Raw genomic sequence first — 18667 nt, 5'->3', positions numbered from 1 at the left:
TCTGTGTCCCCTCAGATTTCGTCGGCGAAATGTTTCATGACCAGGCGGATCGGGTTCGGGGCCGCCTGCCCCAGACCGCAGATCGAGGCGTCGCCCATCACCTGACAAAGGTCTTCCAACAGATCGGTGTCCCATTTGTCAGCCTGCATCAGCTTGACCGCCTTTTCGCAGCCTGCCCGGCAGGGGGTGCATTGGCCACAGCTTTCATCCTCGAAGAACCGCAGCATGTTCAGCGCCGCATCGCGGGCGGTATCCTGATCGGACAGGACAACCACGGCGGCCGACCCGATAAAGGTGCCATGCGGTTGCAGCGTGTCGAAATCCAGCGGGATATCGTCCATAGACGCCGGCAGCAGGCCCGAGGACGGACCACCCGGCTGATAGGCCTTGAAGGTCTGCCCTTCGGTCATGCCTCCGGCGGCCTCGATTACGTCCAGAATGGTCGAGCCTGCAGGCAGCAGATAGACGCCCGGCTTCGCCACCCGGCCCGAGACCGAATAGCTGCGCAGGCCCTTGCGGCCATTCTTTTCGGTGCTATTGAGGCACTCTGGACCCTCACGACACACTTTGGTCACCCAATACAGAGTCTCGACATTGTGCACGAGCGTCGGGCGTTTAAAGACCCCGACCTGCGCCACGAACGGAGGACGGTGACGCGGCAGGCCCTTTTTGCCCTCAATCGATTCGATCATCGCGGACTCTTCACCGCAGATGTAAGCGCCAGCACCCCGGCGCAGGTCGATGTACCCTTCTTCGACAATCCCGGCCTCTTCCAGTGCGGCAATCTCACGGCGCAGGATTTCAAGCACCGCCGGGTATTCGTCGCGCATGTAGATAAAGCAAGTCTCGGCCTCGACCGCCCAAGCTGCGATCAGCATCCCTTCGAGGAAAACATGCGGCGTGCGTTCCAGATAGTAACGGTCTTTGAACGTTCCGGGTTCGCCTTCGTCCCCGTTCACGGCCAGATAGCGCGGGCCTTCGTTCATGCGAACAAAGCCCCATTTCTTGCCGGACGGGAAGCCAGCGCCGCCCAGACCGCGCAGGCCCGAGGACAGGACGTCTTCCTGAACCTTCTCCCAATCTCCACCGTCGCGCAACTCTTTCAGCTTGGCGTAGCCACCTTCAGCCTCATAGGCCGCGAAAGTTTCATAGTCGGGCAGATGGGCATGGGTGTCATCGGCGGCAATGGCGGCCTGCACCTTTTCGGGGGTCGCGTGGTCGATATGGTTGTGACCGATCTCCAGCACCGGAGCTGTGTCGCAGCGGCCCATGCAGGGCGCGCGCACCACGCGGACCTCGGACGGGTCCAAACCGTCTTCCAGCGCTTTCTGCAACTGTTGGGCACCCGCCATCTCGCAGGACAGGGAATCACAGACCCGGATGGTCAGCGCGGGCGGAGGCGTCTCGCCTTCTTTCACCACATCGAAATGGGCGTAGAAGGTGGCCGTTTCGTAAATCTCGGCCTGCCCGATCCGCATCTCGACGGCCAGAGCCGCAATGTGATCGGCGCTGATATGGCCGTGTTCGTCCTGAACCAAATGCAGGAATTCGATCAGGAGGTCACGGCGGCGCGGGCGATCGCCCAGCAGACGTGCGATTTCAGCCTGCGCCTCATCCGTGAACTGACGGCCTTTGGGCGTGTGCCGCCCCTTGCCTTTACCTGACTTCCAGACGCCCTTGGGTGCGCCTGATGGCTTGGTGTCTAATGGTGCCATGATGCCCTCCGATTGAGGCTCGGTCTCTCATCAGACTAGCATATCGTCAAATCGCATATTTCAATCGCACGATAACGACAGTTTATCACCGCAAAGACGTCACCACGGCGCGCAGGGCCTCGACCGTTGGCAACTCGGGGTCCCGGGTCAGCGTGGCCAGACAGATGGGTTTGCTGACAACAGGATCGATCAAGGGCAGCACCTTCGTCCCTTTCAGATCGCCCAGCGCACGGACCAGAACGCGAGGCACAACGGTCGCGGCCAACCCCTCGCGCGCCATGACCATCGAGGCGGTAAAGCCGCTGGTTTCGGCCACCACATGCGGGTGCAGGCCCTGTTCGGCGAATATCCGGTCCAGGATACGCCGGTTCTGCATCTGCGGCTCAAGCAGGCTGATCGGGAATTCGGCAACCTGCGCCCAAGGGATCGGGCCGGTTTCCTCGGTCATATGGGACGGGATCAGCAGGACATAGGTTTCTTCATACAACGGCTGAACATGCCGCAGATCGGTGCCGATGCTGTCGCCATATGTGATGCCCGCATCCAGGCTGCCTTCGTCCAGCCGGTGTTGAATGGCGGTGGCCGACATGGTCTCAATCCGCGACAGAATGCGCGGATGCGCCTGTTGTAAACGCTTGATTAACCGCCCGGTGAAGGCAATCGCCGTCGGGATCACGCCGAGGATCAGGGTTCCGGTGATCTCACCCTTCGAGGCAAGAACCTGCTGCTCCAGCGCCTTTGTGTCATCAAGGATACGCCGCGCCCGCAAGACAATCATCTCGCCCTCTTCGGTCAGGCCCTGAAACCGATTGGCGCGGCGGACGATGGACACCCCTAACCGATCCTCAAGGTTGCGGATACGCATGGAAAAGGCAGGCTGTGAGATACCGCATTCTTCGGCCGCCTTAGCAAAATGGCGATGCCGCGCCAGGGCGCTGAGCAGTTGGAGGTCGCGGATTTCGATCATCAGAATTTTCTTACGCCGCGGTCGACAGCCAGGCTAGCCGCTTTTTTATGTCCGCGAATTGTGCACCTTTCGATCGGCGCGCACTGTCCCATTCTATGCCCGAGCGGGATTTGTATGGTCCGAAGCGGAAGAATTGAATGGCCGTTTAGCTAGGCGCAGTCGCGGGTTCTAGGTTTTTTGTCAATACGCGAAAACCGCGTAACATACGCGCAATATTGCGAAATTAGATTTAGATTCTAGGAGATCCAAATGCAGTTCATGGTCCATGTGAACGTAAACCCAGAAAACCGAGATGCCAATTACAAGCGCCTTAAGAAAAAAGAAGGGGCTGTAGATGTTCCCGGGACCAAGATTCTTGGTATTTGGTTTGCAGTTAGTCAACTGGAAGGTTGGACGATCGTTGAAGCTGAAAGTGCAGCAGCTTTAGGGAAACTCCTGCACGATTGGACCGACCTGAATGTCAACACCGTCGTTCCTGTTCTATCGCTCGAAGAGTTTACTGGTGAGTTTGAGGGTATTTAACTCTCCAGTTGGCGTGGGACGACCTTCGGGCTGTCGTGTCGACGCTCTTTTCACTTTGGCAAAAGACTAACGCAAAACAGGGCATGTGTGTCATCCTGATACAACGGACCTCAATTGCCGATAGACTTTTGTCAAAAGATAGAGCGTGGAGATTGCGATGCCTTCAATAGAGATTCAGGTGCTGGAAGGGGTGTTTTCCAAAGAGGAGAAAGGAAGAATCATTCAGAACGTCACTGAAGCTTTCGGCGACGTCGCCGGCCCAACGATCAAAGCAGGAACCTCTGTCCGAATTCTGGAGGTTGGCAGTGGGTCTTGGGGATATGCGGGGAACGTGCTGACGACAGAAGACGCATTGAAGATGCGTACAAAAAGCTAAGCAGGTGTACCGTTCAAGGTGAACGCGCAGTGTGCTGACTCCCTAAAAGTAGTGAAAGAAACCGGCCGCAATCCCCAGAAACAGTTTGCCGACTTACGTATTAAATAGGAAATGCATCACATCGCCATCCTTGACGATGTAGCCCTTGCCCTCAGCCCGCATCTTGCCCGCCTCTTTCGCGCCCTGTTCACCATTCGCGGCGATATAGTCGTCATAGGCGATGGTTTCGGCGCGGATGAAACCCTTTTCGAAATCGCCGTGGATCACACCGGCGGCTTGCGGTGCGGCGGTGCCGGTGCGGATGGTCCAGGCGCGGGCCTCTTTCGGGCCGACGGTGAAATAGGTTTCCAGTTTGAGCAGGTCGTAACCCGCGCGGATCAGGCGATCTAGTCCGGGTTCTTCCAGACCCATCTCTTCGAGGAACATCTGCGCTTCATCCTCTTCCAGCAGGCTGATCTCTTCTTCGATCTTGGCGCTGATGATGACGTGGGAATTGCCCTGCGCGGCGGCCATTTCGGCGACCTTGGCGGAATATTCGTTGCCATCTGCGGCTTCTTCCTCGGCCACATTGCAGACATAGAGCACCGGTTTGGTGGTCAACAGTTGCAGCATCTTCCAGGCCTTGGCGTCTTCGTCCGAAACCTCGACCAGACGCGCGGGCTTGCCGCTTTCCAGCATCGCCTGCGCCTCGGCCAGCAGACGATCCTGCTGCGCGGCCTCTTTGTCGTTGCCCTTGAGCTTGCGCACCAGATTGGCGCGGCGCTTTTCGATGCTTTCCAGATCGGCCAGCATCAGCTCGGTTTCAATCGTATCAGCATCGGCCACCGGATCAACGCGGCCATCTACATGTGTCACATCACCGTCTTCGAAACAGCGCAGCACATGGGCAATCGCGTCGGTTTCACGAATGTTGGCCAGAAACTGGTTGCCCAGGCCTTCGCCCTTAGAGGCTCCCTTCACCAGACCGGCGATATCCACAAAGGTCATGCGCGTCGGGATAATCTGCTTAGACGCTGCAATCGCCGCCAGCTTGTCCAGCCGGTCGTCAGGAACAGCCACATCGCCCACATTCGGTTCGATGGTGCAGAACGGGAAATTCGCCGCCTGTGCGGCCGCAGTTTTGGTCAGCGCATTGAACAGGGTCGACTTGCCCACATTCGGCAGACCCACGATTCCCATTTTAAAGCCCATTGCGGCCTCCTGAAGCGATACGACGGCGTCTTCTATGCAGGTCGGGGAAAATGCGCAACCCGGCCCGCAAAAATGCCCGAGTCGCAATTGCAACTTCACGGTTCCGTTATGACATTTGCACTTGCGTGAGTTGTATTTGCTGCCCAATGCTTACCAAGTGACAAGTGCCGCTTAAGTAAAGACAAAGAAGTCCAATGAAATCACTATTCGTTTCCGTCGCTCTTTTCCTCGCCGCAACATCCGCTCAGGCTCAGTCCGTCATATTTGGCGCGGGCTATGCGGATTTTTCCAACAGCAATGGCGACGACCAAGCCGTATTCTCGCTGGAGTACCAGCACCGCCCCTTCTACGAGGCAAACCGTTTCAATGCGACCTGGGGCACGGCGCTGACAGTGGATACCGATGGTGACGCCCATATCGGCGCGGGTTTGATCGGCATCTATTCCTTCTCGGACCGCTGGTTCGCCGAGGTCAGCGTTATGCCGGGATACTACAACGCCTCGAATGACGACAACGATCTGGGCGGCAATTTCCAGATACGCAGTCTTCTAGGTGTCGGCTATACGTTGAACGGCGGCAACAGCGTCTCGCTGGCCGTCACCCACGTCTCTAACGCCAGCACAGAAAGCTTCAACCCCGGTGCGAACGCGTTGTTCCTGCGCTATCACTACGGGTTCTGAGGCAATCTGACCCTGCGGGATTGATTTCCGGTCAAAGTTTCTGCACATCAGGTTCAAACCTGACTGCAAGGACATCCGATGACCCGTATCGACGCCAAATTCGCAGCCCTGAAAGCCGAGGGCAAAAAGGCTTTCGTTGCCTATGTCATGGCCGGAGATCCCGACTATGAAACCTCGCTTGAGGTTGTCCAAGGTCTGCCCGGCGCGGGCGTGGATGTGATCGAACTGGGCCTGCCCTTCACCGATCCGATGGCCGATGGCCCCACCATTCAGGCCGCCGGGCAACGGGCGCTAAACGGGGGCATGACCCTGCAGCGCACCCTTGATCTGGCCCGCGCCTTTCGTCAGACCGACGACACCACGCCGATTGTTCTGATGGGCTATTACAACCCGATCTACAGCCGAGGGGTTGATCGGTTTCTCGAAGACGCCAAGGCCGCTGGCATCGACGGGCTGATCGTGGTGGACCTGCCGCCCGAGGAAGACGCGGAACTCTGCCTGCCCGCTCAGGCCGCTGGTCTGAACTTCATCCGCCTTGCCACCCCAACCACAGATGACAACCGCCTGCCGCGCGTGCTGCAGAACACCTCGGGCTTTGTGTATTACGTTTCGATCACCGGCATCACCGGAGCCGCCGAGGCGCAGGCCACGAATGTCGGTCCCGAGGTCGCGCGGATCAAAGCCAAGACCGACCTGCCGGTCATCGTGGGGTTTGGCATCAACACGCCCGAGAAATCGCGCGCCATCGCCAGCGTCGCGGACGGGTCAGTCGTGGGCTCGGCCATCGTCAGCCAGATCGGCGCAGGCAAGCCTGTGACCGAGGTTCTGGATTTCGTAAAAACCCTGGCCGACGGGGCACATTCGGCCTGAACTGCGGAGGCTGACAATGCCCGTCATCACCACGATCGAGGACCTCCGACAGATATATGAACGCCGCGTGCCGCGGATGTTCTATGACTACGCGGAAAGCGGCAGTTGGACCGAACAGACGTTCCGCGAAAACAGCTCGGATTTCGAAAAAATCCGCCTGCGCCAGCGCGTCGCCGTCGATATGTCCGGGCGGTCCACCGCATCGCAGATGATCGGCGAAGAGGTCTCAATGCCTGTGGCGCTTGCCCCGGTCGGCCTGACTGGCATGCAGCACGCGGATGGTGAGATGAAGGCCGCGAAGGCGGCTGAGGACTTTGGCGTGCCGTTTACGCTGTCCACCATGTCGATCAACTCGATCGAGGATGTCGCAGAACACACCGACAAACCCTTCTGGTTTCAACTCTACACCATGAAGGATGCGGACTATGTCAGCCGCCTGATCCAGCGTGCCAAGGACGCGAAATGCTCGGCCCTTGTGATCACGCTGGACCTGCAAATCCTGGGCCAACGCCACAAGGACTTGAAAAACGGCCTATCCGCCCCACCCAAGCTAACGCCCAAAACCATCGCCAACCTGATGACCAAATGGGCCTGGGGTATCGAGATGCTGCGGGCCCAACGGCGGGAATTCGGAAACATTGTTGGCCATGTCGATAGCATTTCGGACGCGTCCTCTCTGGGCGCCTGGACGGCCGAACAATTCGATCCCAGCCTCGACTGGAACAAAGTCGAAAAGCTGATGGAGGAATGGGGCGGCAATGTAATCCTGAAGGGTATTCTTGACGCCGAGGACGCCAAAATGGCCGTAAAGCTCGGCGCGGACGCCATCGTTGTGTCAAACCACGGCGGACGGCAACTGGACGGGGCGCTCAGCTCGATTCGCATGCTGCCGGAAATTATGGATGCGGTCGGTGGCGATATCGAAGTGCATTTGGACAGCGGAATTCGTTCGGGTCAGGACGTTCTCAAAGCTTTGGCGTTGGGGGCCAAGGGCACCTATATCGGGCGCGCCTTTGTCTACGGTCTGGGTGCGATGGGCCAGAAGGGCGTGACAACGGCGCTGGAGGTGATTCAGAAAGAGTTGGATACCACGATGGCCCTGTGCGGCGAACGCTCGGTCAGCGATCTGGGGCGCCATAACCTGCTGGTGCCCGAAGACTTCGGCGGTCGCTGGCAGAACTGACCGGTCGCATTGGGGGCTTTGCCCCCGCCGCCCTTCGGGCGACTCCCCCGGGATATTTTCGGCCAGATGAAGCAGGGGATCCTTTATTCATCTGGCTCTAAATATCCCGGAGCGCGAGGCAGAGCCTCGCAAAATTCCCGCCCCGCCAAAAAGCCCTTTCCAAACCCAATGAAACAAGCTAAGGACGCGGCTTCACGCGGGCATACAGCCTTGGAGGATGCCCGCCCTAACTTTGGAGAATTATCATGGCTGGAGAGATTCCTGATCTCGTAGCTCTGGAACGGACGGGGACAGGCAAGGGCGCCGCTCGTCAGGCACGCCGCGATGGCATGGTTCCGGGCATTGTGTTTGGTGGCGACAAAGACCCGCTGCCGATCCAGATCCCATTCAACGTTCTGTTCAAGCGTCTGAAAGCCGGTCGCTTCAAGTCGACCCTCTGGAACCTGAAGGTCGACGGCCACGAAGACGTTCGCGTCATCTGCCGCGACGTTCAGCGTGATGTCGTCAAAGACCTGCCGACCCATCTGGACCTGATGCGTCTGCGCCGGACCACCAAGATCGCGCTGTTCATTCCTGTTGAGTTCATCAACGAAGAAGCAGCCCCCGGCATCAAGAAGGGCGGCGTTTTGACCGTTGTCCGCCCCGAGGTCGAACTGGTCTGCACCGCCGGCGATATCCCCGAGAAGATCACCGTCGATCTGACCGGCATGGAAATCAACGACGTTGTCACCATCTCGTCGGTTGACCTACCCGGCGGCACCAAGCCGACCATTGATCGTGACTTCGTGATCGCCAACGTTTCGGCCCCCACCGGCCTGGCGTCCAGTGACGATGAAGACGGTGAAGAGGGTGAAGTCGCTGCCGATGAAGTTGAAGTCATCGGTCAGGACGAAGCTGAAGAATAAATTCGGACAACATCCGGGTTTTGAAACGGGGCTCCAACGGGGCCCCGTTTTTCTTTTCCCGCCTTCGGGGTGGAGTTTTCTGGCGAAACCGTGCAATCACGGCGCGACGCGACGCAAAGGCTGAACGATGAAACTGTTTGTCGGATTGGGAAATCCCGGATCAAAATACGCCCGCAACCGGCACAATATCGGTTTCATGGCCTTGGACCGGATTGCCGAAGATCACGGGTTTGGCCCGTGGAAATCCAAGTTTCAGGCCGAGATTGCCGAGGGTCGTCTGGGCGGTGAAAAGGTCCTGTTGATCAAGCCGCAGACCTTCATGAACCGATCCGGCCAGTCCGTGGGCGAGGCGATGCGCTTTTACAAGCTGGACTCCACCGACGTTACCGTATTTCACGACGAGTTGGACCTCGCACCCGGCAAAGTGCGCGTTAAGGCGGGGGGCGGCCATGCCGGCCATAACGGGCTGCGGTCGATCCACGAGCACATCAGCGCGGCCTATGATCGCGTCCGGCTGGGGATCGGGCATCCGGGGCGCAAGGAAATGGTCTCGCCCTATGTGCTAAGCGATTTTGCCAAGGCCGATGCGGATTGGCTGGAGGATGTGCTGCACGGCGTTTCGGACGGAGCCGCGTATCTGGCCGACGGGGATGGCGGTAAATTCATGAACGCGGTCGCCCTGCGCACCGCCCCGCCGAGATCGTCCAAGACGCCCGCGAAGCCGGATACGCGGGGCCCGGCCCCCAAGGAAGAAGCAGCCCCCGACAACAGATCGGCCATGCAGAAGCTTCTGGACAAGTTCAAATAGGTTTATCCCACACTTCCGCAACGTTGCGATTGCGGTTCGCGGGCACGCGCGCCAATCTCTGCTTGAGAGAGGTAAAGCATGAGAACAGTGTTCAAGTGGCTGCTGCGCATCGTTCTGGCGCTGGTCCTGGCGGCGGTCGTGGTCGGCGTCTGGAAACGCGAGGAGATTCAGCGGCTGATGGCCGTGAACTCGCTGTTTGCGCCCGACAAAATCGTCCAGAATTTCTCGCATATGGATGACGCCTTCCTGACCGTCACCCTGCCGCGCGGGGATGGCCCAACCTGGGAACTGCCCTACGGACCGGGCTTTGAACTACCGGACCGCACTGACCTGTGGATTGACGAAAGGGCGGTCACCTCTCTGCTCGTACTGCAGGACGGCGAGATTCGGTTCGAGGAATACTACCTCGGCACCAGCCCCGATGACCGGCGGATTTCATGGTCCGTCGCCAAAAGCTATCTGTCGGCCCTTTTCGGCATTCTGATGGAGGAAGGCGCAATCGAGTCATTGGACGACCCGGTCGTCAAATATGCGCCTAAACTGACCGGCAGCGCCTACGAGGGCGCCACAATCCGCAATGTTCTGAACATGGCCAGCGGCGTTGTCTTCGACGAGGACTATCATGACCCCAAATCCGACATCAACCGGATGGGCCGGGTGGTCGCGCTGGGGGGCGAGTTGGACGATTTCTCGGCATCACTGCAGGACAGTTTCGCGACGCCCGGAGAGACTTGGCAGTACGTCTCGATCGACACCCATGTGATCGGCATGGTGATACGCGGCGCAACCGGACGCAGTGTATCCGAATTGATGACCGAAAAGATTGTGCAGCCTTTGGGTCTGGAGCGCGATGGATACTACATCACCGACGGGGCTGGTGTTGCCTTTGTGTTGGGGGGGCTGAATTTCACCACGCGGGATTTTGCCAGATTTGGTCAGATGATCCTGCAAAATGGGGTGCATAACGGGCAACAAATGGTCCCAGCGGAATGGATTCACGAATCCACGCAACCCAGCGCCCCGACCGCTCAGGGCAAGATCGGCTATGGCTATCAGTGGTGGATTCCCCTCGGCGCGCATGAGGGTGAGTTTCTTGCGCGGGGCGTGTACGGCCAATACATGTATTTCGATCAGCCGCGCGGCGTTTTGATCGTGACGACCGGCGCGGACCGCAAGTTTCGCGACCCGGGCATCAATGACCTGAACATCGAAATGTTCCGCAAGATCGCACAAAGCCTGTAAAGTGCCCTTATGCAAAAGCAAGACAGCATAAACGTTCTGGGCGGCGTTCTGGCCCCCTGCTCGCGCGATCCGCTGACCGGGTTCTTTCGGGATGGGGCTTGCAACACCTGCCCCGAAGATCAGGGCAGCCACACCGTCTGCGCGGTCATGACAGCCGAGTTTCTGGCGTTCTCGAAATATGTCGGCAATGACCTGAGCACCCCGCGCCCCGAGTTCGACTTTCCCGGCCTGAAACCCGGTGACAGTTGGTGCTTGTGTGCCGCGCGGTTCCTTCAGGCGCATGACGAAGGCTGCGCCCCACAGGTGCATCTGGAGGCCACGCATCAACGGGCGCTGGAAATCGTTCCGCTAAAGCTGTTACGACAGCACGCGGCCGAGGGCTGAGCCCACGCCGATCAGAAGGCCATCTGCCAGGTCAGGCTGACCGAATAGCTTTCGAACCCGCTTTCGCCGATGCCGTCGTAGAACAGATCAGCCGCAAGCGAACTGGTGTTTTCCAGCCGGTAGTCAAAGCCCAGATCGACGCGTCCACGGGCGGTATTTCCGATTGGGGTGACGCCCGGAGCAGTGCCTGTGCCCGAGGTGCTGCTCCAGATCCCCGAGAGACCGCCGGTCAGCTGCATCTGCCCCCGCTTCACTGCAATCGGATGGCTGAAATCCATGCCGAGCCTTGCGGTGGTCAGGCTGAAATCCTGCTGCGGGATCAGGTTCCCGAGGCTATCCGTGTAAGCCTCCTGATCATCGCTGGCGTAGCTGACATCGAGCAGCGGCATCAGCGTCAGATCGCCCCGTTGCAGTTCGCCGGTCACGCGCGACTGAACCAGCCAGCGGTCGCTGTCGAAACTGTCTTCATACGTGCCAAAGGGTGAAATATCGTTGTCCGCTTGCCCATAGAGCACGCGGCCTTCGAAGAACACCGGCTGGCTGGGAAGTTTCGCCACCACGTAAGGCCCGACCAGCCAACCCGTTCCATCCACGCTGGATGCGCCGTTGTCGGTTTCGGCATAGTCGACCTGCAGCATAGCGCCGATCATCAGGTTCTGATTGATCCGCCGATGTGCGCCCAGAACCGCAAGCGCATAAGAGGTATCGAAATCGTCCTGCGAGCTCCAGTTGCCCGTCAGGTTGAACCACACCGGGAATGAAGGATCGCTGGCAAAGTTCAGATACCCGGCGCCTTGCGTCACTGTGGAGTCAAACGCACCGGAGCCTGAGTTCTGCAGGAACCGGGTCAGTTCGGGCTGGTTGGTCACAAGGCTGTTCGCGCGGGCGTTCTGAAAAGCCTGGATCAGTTGCTGCGTGTTCACTACCGCCTGCACCGTGCTGACCGTGTTGGACGCGAGGTTCGTGTTGCCAGTGGCGTCGGTAAAAACACCCGCCGGGACAAAGAGTTCGAGGGTGCCGTTATTCTGCGGCGTCAGCGTCGCCACATAGTTCGTACCCGATCCGGTCAGGATGGCGGTGGCATTGGTGACCGAAAGATCGCTTGCAGTGAAATCCGTGCTTGGCTCGCTCAAGGTGATCGTCGCCTCGAATGTCCCGCTTCCGGTCGGGGTGAGCGGCCCGATTGTTGCCGTGGGCTGTGTGTTGTCCACGATGACCCGGGTGTTGATGAACTGCGTACTTGTGACCCCGGACAGCGCGAATTCGTACTGGAACAGCGGGCCGCCGACGGTTTCACGTGCGGTGAACACAATCCCGAGGTAATCGTCCGCCGCATAGGTCGAATCCGCCCCGTTCTGGCTGATGATCGTCGGATCCAGATAGCCAAGGCTGGTCAGAACCGCCGGTGTGATCGCAGCACCCGGCGTGCTCGCATTGTTGAAATAGAACGACCCGCCCGGGAACGCACCGGGGGCACCCAAGGAAATGAACGCGGTCGAGATGCCAGCGTTGTTGCTGACCGCCGCAGGTCCGCCACCTGGCGTCGAAATAGGTGTGAAGGGGATAAAGCCATCGAGGGCCGAAGCCTCTTTGCCGCTGCCGATCAGACCAGCAGCAACCACACAGATCAGGTACAGAAACCTGCGGATGACGGACCAGAACATTCATACCTCCTACTGCACCGATCAGATGCGACACACCGGGGCGCTCGGGCTACAAGGTCCCAAACGGCAAAAGTTAACGTTCCACAAAAATGGAAACTCCCCAAATCCGGCTGGTGAGAACAGCCGGTTAACGGAACGTTAATAAAATTCAAAAGCGCTGTATAGAAGGGGGCGCGATTCAACCAAAGGGTGTGGATCAGACCCAGCAGTACCGGCGATGGCCAGACAGGTGCAGGCCAGCGCGATACCGCCAAGTTTTTATGGGTCAGAGGGCCAAAACGGGTGCAGACAGGCCTCTGAAGGAAGGCTGTTTGTGCTGTTCGAAACTCCACGTTTCGACGGCGATTGCATACATTCCAGCAACAGTTTGCAGAAAAAGTCGTGACTAAGCAGCAAGCGGAAACCGAGCCCTGACACGTAAAAAGACGGCACCCGATTCCTCGGGTTGCCGCCTGCAGTGTAGTAAGTCCTGAGAACCGTTGACCCGCGTCAGTCGATCTCACGACCTTCGGTATCGGACATGTCAAAGTTCAGGTACTTTGCAACCGTCTGCACATCCTTGTCGCCCCGCCCGCACATGTTCATGCAGATCAGGTGATCCTTCGGAAGGTCCGGCGCGATTTTCATGACATGTGCCAGTGCGTGGCAGGGTTCCAGCGCCGGGATGATGCCTTCGGTGGCGCAGCAGAGCTGGAACGCCTCTAGCGCCTCTTTGTCAGTGATTGAGACATATTGGGCGCGACCAACGTCGTTCAGCCAGGAATGCTCGGGACCAATGCCCGGATAATCCAGCCCGGCGGAAATCGAATAGCCTTCGAGAATTTGCCCGTCATCATCCTGAAGCAGATAGGTCCGGTTGCCATGCAGCACACCCGGACGGCCACCGGTCAGCGAGGCGCAATGCTCCATCTTTTCGTTCACGCCCTTGCCACCGGCCTCGACACCGATGATGTTGACGGATTTGTCGTCGAGGAACGGGTAGAACAGGCCCATCGCGTTCGAGCCACCGCCGATGGCGGCGATGATTGTGTCGGGCAAACGGCCCTCGGCCTTCATCATCTGCTCTTTGGCTTCCTTGCCGATGATCGACTGGAAGTCGCGCACCATCGCCGGATACGGATGCGGGCCGGCCACGGTGCCAATGCAGTAGAACGTGTCGCGCACATTGGTCACCCAATCGCGCAGCGCGTCGTTCATCGCGTCTTTCAGGGTGCCACGGCCAGAGGTCACCGGGATCACCTCAGCCCCCAGCAGCCGCATGCGGAACACGTTCGGGGCCTGACGCTGCACGTCATGCGCGCCCATGTAGACCACACACTTCAGACCGAACTTGGCGCAGACGGTGGCGGTGGCCACGCCGTGCTGTCCGGCTCCGGTTTCCGCAATGATCCGGGTCTTGCCCATGCGCCGCGCCAGAATGATCTGACCCAGCACGTTGTTGATCTTATGCGCGCCGGTGTGGTTCAGCTCATCGCGTTTCAGGTAAATCTTCGCCCCGCCCAGATGTTCGGTCAGGCGCTCAGCGTAGTACAGAGGCGAGGGGCGGCCCACGTAGTTCGCCCACAGATCGTCCATCTCGGCCCAGAAGGTGGGATCATCCTTGGCCTTCTCATATTCCTCTTCCAGCGACAGGATCAGCGGCATCAGCGTTTCGCTGACAAACCGTCCGCCGAAGATGCCGAAACGGCCCTGTTCGTCGGGGCCGGACATGAAGGAATTGAAAAGATCGTTGGCCATGGGTGTCTCCATCGTCGTACCCGTCGTTCATAGGAGGTGGCGCGGGGATTTGCCATGGCAAAACGCATCACTCGGCAGCTTGAGTTTGCAGCTTCCACATATTCAGCGCCTGCTGCGTGGTCGGGATGCCAACGCAGGAAAAGTGGCAGAACCGGTTGATATGCGCCAAGCGCGACGAGGCCTGCACCACGCGCCGGTGCGGGCCGGATTGGGCAAAGGTCAGCATCGCCTCGGTGTCCTGCCAAACCGACAGGGAGAAATACAGGCCCTCATGCGGAAAGACGCTGGCATGAAAGCACAGTGGATCGCCGCGGGCCTGTCGCAAGGCCTGCCCGGCGCGCCAGAAAAATTCCGGCGCATAATACCAGTGTTTCAGAGAAACGCCGCCAATTGCCGCCAGCATGATCCATCCCCTTTTTCGGGGATACGCTGAGTAAGCCGGATCAGATCACCGAAGCGCGTCTGCAAATGCGCGGATCAGCGCGGCATCCTTGACGCCCGGCGCGCTTTCCACGCCCGAGGAGACATCGACTTGCTGCGCGCCGGTCATGCGCACAGCTTCGGCCACGTTCTCGGGCGTAAGCCCACCGGCCAGCATCCATGGTTTGCGCCAGTATTTCCGCCCGGCCAGCAGCCGCCAGTCAAAGGCCAACCCGTTGCCACCCGGCAATTCGGAATTGCGGGGCGGTTTGGCGTCGATCAGCAACTGATCGGCGGCTTCCGAATAAAGATCGATGGCCGCCAGATCCTCGGCCTCGGCGACGCCGATGGCCTTCATCACCGGCAGACCGAACCTGTCGCGTACCTCGGCCACGCGCTCGGGGGTTTCTTTGCCGTGAAGCTGCAGCATGTCCAGCGGGACGACGGACAGGATGCGGTCCAGTTCCGCGTCCGAGGCATTCACGGTCAGCGCCACCTTGGCGATGCCTGCGGGCACCAGATGCGCCAGTTCCGATGCGGCTGCGATTTCCAGATGCCGGGGCGATTTCGGGAAGAATACGAAACCAACATAACCTGCCCCCGCCTCAGCAGCAGCGCGCACATGTTCTGCTGCGGTCAGGCCGCAAATCTTGAACCTTACATCGGACATTTTGGTGCCTTAGCTGGCTTCGTCCAGAATGGCGAGAACTTCGTCCTGACCTTCGTTCTGCTTTCTCTTGAGCTTCTTGACCTCACGCTCAAGCTTGCGAACCTCGCCCTTGTTGACGGTGGCGTCGCGGCGATGCTTGTGCTCGCGCAGCCATTCCCAAAGAAAGCCGATGACCAAACCGGCAACAACGCCGCCCAGAACCACCAGAAACAGCGGCAGGGTTGTGTTCAGGTTAAAGCCCAGCAACTCGGACAGGGCGTCCGGCATCAGCTTCAGCTCAACCGCTTCCAGATTGGCCAGCGAGATTGAAACAAGAACGATCCCGAGGGCCGCCAGAAAAGCATATCGAATGTAACGCATCATGACGTCAGGCTTTACCGTTCAATCGGTCCCTAAGCAACTTACCGGTCTTGAAAAACGGAACACATTTTTCTTCGACCTGCACGGTCTCGCCGGTGCGCGGATTGCGCCCAACACGGGCGTCGCGCTTTTTCACCGAAAAGGCCCCGAACCCGCGCAGTTCCACCCGGTCGCCACGGGCCATGGCATCTGTGACTTCTTCAAAAACGGTATTCACGATTCGCTCGACATCGCGCTGATAGAGATGCGGATTTTCGTCGGCGATTTTCTGAATCAGTTCTGAACGAATCATGCGTGATACCCTCCCAGGCGACCGGTGTGACTTGTCTACTGTTCTGACAGTATAGGAAAAAAGCCGGATTGGGGGAACGGAGGTTCTGGGCCGCGAGGGTTCATTTTACGGCAATCTCACGCGAATTTTTGCCTGTATCCCGGATTTCCACACTTAATGCGCGAACGACAGCGTGATTAAGCCGGGTATTTGGAACATATTGATTCGCAACAAAAACGGCCCCGCACTTGCGTGCGAGGCCGAAAATCTTGGCTTGGGTGCGCCCGGGTTTAGTCGCCCGACTTCAGCGCTGCACCCAGAATGTCGCCCAGCGATGCGCCCGAGTCGGAGGAACCGTACTGTTCCACGGCCTCTTTCTCTTCGGCGATTTCGCGTGCCTTGATCGACAGGCCCAGACGGCGGGTCTTGCTGTCGACATTGGTGACGCGGACGTCGACCTTGTCACCGACCGAGAAACGCTCGGGGCGCTGTTCGGCGCGGTCACGGGACAGGTCCGAACGACGGATGAACGACTTCATGCCTTCGTACTCGACCTCGATGCCGCCATCTTCGATTGCGGTCACTTCAACGGTCACGATCGAGCCACGCTTCACGCCGCCCACGGCTTCGGCGAACTTGTCACCGCCCAGGGCTTTGATCGACAGCGAGATACGCTCTTTCTCGACGTCCACTTCCGAGACAACCGCCTGAACGACGTCGCCCTTGCGGTAGTTCTGGATCGCATCTTCGCCACGTTCGTCCCACGACAGGTCGGACAGGTGAACCATGCCGTCGATGTCGCCGTCGAGGCCAATGAACAGACCGAATTCGGTGATGTTCTTGACTTCGCCTTCGACCTCGGTGCCCTCGGGGTGTGTTTCTGCAAACACTTCCCACGGGTTGCGCATGGTCTGTTTCAGGCCCAGAGACACGCGGCGCTTGGCACCGTCGATTTCCAGAACCATGACGTCGACTTCCTGGCTGGTCGAAACGATCTTGCCGGGGTGGACGTTTTTCTTGGTCCAGGACATCTCGGACACGTGCACCAGACCTTCGACACCGGCTTCCAGCTCGACGAAAGCGCCGTAGTCAGTGATGTTGGTGACGCGACCCTGATGGACCGAGCCCAGCGGGTACTTGGCAGCAACCAGATCCCACGGATCTTCCTGCAGCTGCTTCATGCCCAGGCTGATGCGGTGGGTCTCTTTGTTGATCTTGATGACCTGAACCTTGATGGTTTCGCCGATCGTCAGGATCTCGGACGGATGGTTCACACGGCGCCATGCCATGTCGGTGACGTGCAGCAGGCCGTCAACGCCGCCCAGGTCAACAAATGCACCGTATTCGGTGATGTTCTTGACGACACCCTCGACGGTCTGACCTTCGGACAGGTTGCCGATAACTTCGGCGCGTTGTTCGGCACGCGATTCTTCCAGGATGGCGCGGCGCGAAACAACGATGTTGCCACGGCGGCGGTCCATTTTCAGAATCTGGAACGGCTGCTTCAGACCCATCAGCGGGCCAGCGTCGCGCACGGGGCGAACGTCAACCTGCGAACCGGGCAGGAACGCAACTGCGCCACCCAGATCGACGGTGAAGCCACCTTTGACGCGGCCAAAGATTGCGCCTTCGACGCGCTGGTCGTCGGCATATGCTTTTTCCAGACGATCCCATGCCTCTTCACGGCGGGCCATCTCGCGTGAGATGACGGCTTCGCCACGGGCGTTTTCTGCGGCACGCAGGTAAACTTCAACCTCGTCACCGACAGCGATTTCAGGAGCTTCGCCGGGATTTGCGAATTCTTTCAGATCAACGCGGCCTTCCATTTTGTAGCCGACGTCGATGATGGCTTGGCCGGCTTCAACCGCCAGAACCTTGCCTTTGACAACAGAACCCTCTTCGGGCGTGTCCATTTCGAAGCTTTCATTCAGGAGGGCTTCGAATTCCTCCATGGATGCGTTGGCCATGTGGCGTTGTTTTCCTTTACATACGTTTTTGCTGGCCGAGCGGTTGTCTCCGCCGGTCTTGTTTCATGTCTTCACCGGCGTGATCCGGGGCGCATCTAACTACACAAACACAAAGGGCCGAGGTGACCCGGCCCTGCTCAGATACGTCATCCGGACGTTAGCCGCCCTTGTTCAGACAGCGCGCGTATAGGCGGATTCCCTGACCGGTGCAAGCAGAAAGCCGGTATTTCAAGGGGATTGGCCTCACCTTCCCCGTTTCAGCGCACTTTCGCGACCCAAACCTGCGCATCCTTCCGCAGCATCGCGCGTTCAATTTCATCGAGCCGCGAGATCGCGGCATCCGGGTTGTCGGGGCCACCCGCCCGGCTCCAAACTTTCAGGGCGGATTCCGGGCTCCACGGCAAACAGGCTGAGGCCAGCCAGATGCGCAAGTCACGAGGCAACGCATCAAAGGCCCTCATCCGCGACCCGCCGCGGCGGCGAGTTTTCATCGATGTTCTAAGGTTCCGCCCGGATGTGCTGCTACGCATGGCGGCCTCGGGCCTGCATGGGCTTGATGATTGTCCGCAGCCAGATAGGCGCAAGGGTTTTGGTCAGGGCCGTGCATTTCATAGTATGTTATTTCATAACAAATGACAATTGGACACAAGACCCCTTTTTGACCGCACATCCACCGATGGGCCCGTCAGATCGCAGTGCCTTACAATCAAAACCCACCAACCCGGGCGCGCTTTG

At 59.0% G+C, this 18667-nt stretch carries 20 protein-coding genes; 9 read left to right on the top strand and 11 right to left on the bottom strand.

From position 1 onward, the window contains the following. Positions 1–11: 11 nt before the first annotated feature. Positions 12–1715 carry an NAD(P)H-dependent oxidoreductase subunit E gene (locus tag ACR0NJ_RS10970; protein ID WP_480817169.1) on the bottom strand — a complete coding sequence of 568 codons (1704 nt, stop codon included), beginning with the start codon at positions 1713–1715 and terminating at the stop codon, positions 12–14. 85 nt (positions 1716–1800) lie between these two features. After that, positions 1801–2682, bottom strand: coding sequence for a LysR family transcriptional regulator (locus tag ACR0NJ_RS10965; RefSeq protein WP_480817168.1), 882 nt, complete (start codon positions 2680–2682; stop codon positions 1801–1803). Between the two features lie 249 nt (positions 2683–2931). Between ACR0NJ_RS10965 and ACR0NJ_RS10960 the strand changes: the two genes are divergently transcribed. Together ACR0NJ_RS10960 and ACR0NJ_RS10955 are read left to right on the top strand one after the other, a co-directional pair. Further along, complete coding sequence (locus ACR0NJ_RS10960; protein ID WP_480817167.1) at positions 2932–3204, top strand: DUF3303 domain-containing protein; 273 nt, start codon at positions 2932–2934, stop codon at positions 3202–3204. Between the two features lie 145 nt (positions 3205–3349). Further along, entirely contained in the window at positions 3350–3580 is a 231-nt protein-coding gene (locus tag ACR0NJ_RS10955) for a tautomerase family protein (RefSeq protein ID WP_480817166.1), read from the top strand. A gap of 93 nt (positions 3581–3673) precedes the next feature. On the opposite strand, the gene ychF is transcribed toward ACR0NJ_RS10955, so the two are convergent. Further along, complete coding sequence (gene ychF / locus ACR0NJ_RS10950; protein WP_480817165.1) at positions 3674–4771, bottom strand: redox-regulated ATPase YchF; 1098 nt, start codon at positions 4769–4771, stop codon at positions 3674–3676. A 194-nt stretch (positions 4772–4965) separates the two neighbouring features. On the opposite strand from ychF, the gene ACR0NJ_RS10945 reads away from it, so the two are divergent. The 7 genes from ACR0NJ_RS10945 to ACR0NJ_RS10915 all read left to right on the top strand — a co-directional run bounded on the left by ACR0NJ_RS10945 (position 4966) and on the right by ACR0NJ_RS10915 (position 10843). Continuing rightward, on the top strand, positions 4966–5451 hold the full coding sequence (locus ACR0NJ_RS10945; protein ID WP_480817164.1) for an acyloxyacyl hydrolase: 486 nt from the start codon (positions 4966–4968) through the stop codon (positions 5449–5451). Positions 5452–5529: 78 nt separating this feature from the next. Beyond that, on the top strand, positions 5530–6321 hold the full coding sequence (gene trpA / locus ACR0NJ_RS10940; RefSeq protein WP_480817163.1) for a tryptophan synthase subunit alpha: 792 nt from the start codon (positions 5530–5532) through the stop codon (positions 6319–6321). A 16-nt stretch (positions 6322–6337) separates the two neighbouring features. Next, positions 6338–7504, top strand: coding sequence for an alpha-hydroxy acid oxidase (locus ACR0NJ_RS10935; RefSeq protein WP_480817162.1), 1167 nt, complete (start codon positions 6338–6340; stop codon positions 7502–7504). A 245-nt stretch (positions 7505–7749) separates the two neighbouring features. After that, positions 7750–8409 carry a 50S ribosomal protein L25/general stress protein Ctc gene (locus ACR0NJ_RS10930; protein ID WP_480817161.1) on the top strand — a complete coding sequence of 220 codons (660 nt, stop codon included), beginning with the start codon at positions 7750–7752 and terminating at the stop codon, positions 8407–8409. 127 nt (positions 8410–8536) lie between these two features. After that, entirely contained in the window at positions 8537–9217 is a 681-nt protein-coding gene (pth, locus tag ACR0NJ_RS10925) for an aminoacyl-tRNA hydrolase (protein ID WP_480817160.1), read from the top strand. Positions 9218–9295: 78 nt separating this feature from the next. Next, entirely contained in the window at positions 9296–10459 is a 1164-nt protein-coding gene (locus tag ACR0NJ_RS10920; protein WP_480817159.1) for a serine hydrolase domain-containing protein, read from the top strand. 9 nt (positions 10460–10468) lie between these two features. Continuing rightward, on the top strand, positions 10469–10843 hold the full coding sequence (locus tag ACR0NJ_RS10915) for a DUF2237 family protein (RefSeq protein WP_480817158.1): 375 nt from the start codon (positions 10469–10471) through the stop codon (positions 10841–10843). 11 nt (positions 10844–10854) lie between these two features. Here the strand turns inward: ACR0NJ_RS10915 and ACR0NJ_RS10910 are convergent, their stop codons facing one another. The 8 genes from ACR0NJ_RS10910 to ACR0NJ_RS10875 all read right to left on the bottom strand — a co-directional run bounded on the left by ACR0NJ_RS10910 (position 10855) and on the right by ACR0NJ_RS10875 (position 18462). Next, positions 10855–12507, bottom strand: coding sequence for an autotransporter domain-containing protein (locus tag ACR0NJ_RS10910; protein WP_480817157.1), 1653 nt, complete (start codon positions 12505–12507; stop codon positions 10855–10857). A gap of 489 nt (positions 12508–12996) precedes the next feature. Further along, positions 12997–14244 (bottom strand): tryptophan synthase subunit beta, encoded by a 1248-nt coding sequence (gene trpB, locus ACR0NJ_RS10905; protein WP_480817156.1) that lies wholly within the window; start codon positions 14242–14244, stop codon positions 12997–12999. 67 nt (positions 14245–14311) lie between these two features. Further along, complete coding sequence (locus tag ACR0NJ_RS10900; RefSeq protein WP_480817155.1) at positions 14312–14647, bottom strand: hypothetical protein; 336 nt, start codon at positions 14645–14647, stop codon at positions 14312–14314. Positions 14648–14692: 45 nt separating this feature from the next. Then, positions 14693–15334 (bottom strand): phosphoribosylanthranilate isomerase, encoded by a 642-nt coding sequence (locus tag ACR0NJ_RS10895; protein WP_480817154.1) that lies wholly within the window; start codon positions 15332–15334, stop codon positions 14693–14695. Positions 15335–15343: 9 nt separating this feature from the next. Next, positions 15344–15694 carry a lipopolysaccharide assembly protein LapA domain-containing protein gene (locus tag ACR0NJ_RS10890; RefSeq protein WP_480817153.1) on the bottom strand — a complete coding sequence of 117 codons (351 nt, stop codon included), beginning with the start codon at positions 15692–15694 and terminating at the stop codon, positions 15344–15346. A 7-nt stretch (positions 15695–15701) separates the two neighbouring features. After that, the gene (gene ihfB / locus ACR0NJ_RS10885) at positions 15702–15986 is read right to left on the bottom strand and encodes an integration host factor subunit beta (RefSeq protein ID WP_050603110.1); all 285 of its coding nucleotides are present in this window, start codon (positions 15984–15986) and stop codon (positions 15702–15704) included. Between the two features lie 269 nt (positions 15987–16255). Beyond that, entirely contained in the window at positions 16256–17932 is a 1677-nt protein-coding gene (rpsA, locus tag ACR0NJ_RS10880; protein ID WP_480817152.1) for a 30S ribosomal protein S1, read from the bottom strand. A gap of 257 nt (positions 17933–18189) precedes the next feature. Beyond that, positions 18190–18462 (bottom strand): DUF6525 family protein, encoded by a 273-nt coding sequence (locus ACR0NJ_RS10875; protein WP_480817151.1) that lies wholly within the window; start codon positions 18460–18462, stop codon positions 18190–18192. Positions 18463–18667: the final 205 nt, after the last annotated feature.

The sequence above is a fragment of the Ruegeria sp. F11 genome, from assembly GCF_056533855.1.
Note: the sequence above shows the minus strand (reverse complement) of the source record. Positions and strands in the feature narration are given on the sequence as shown.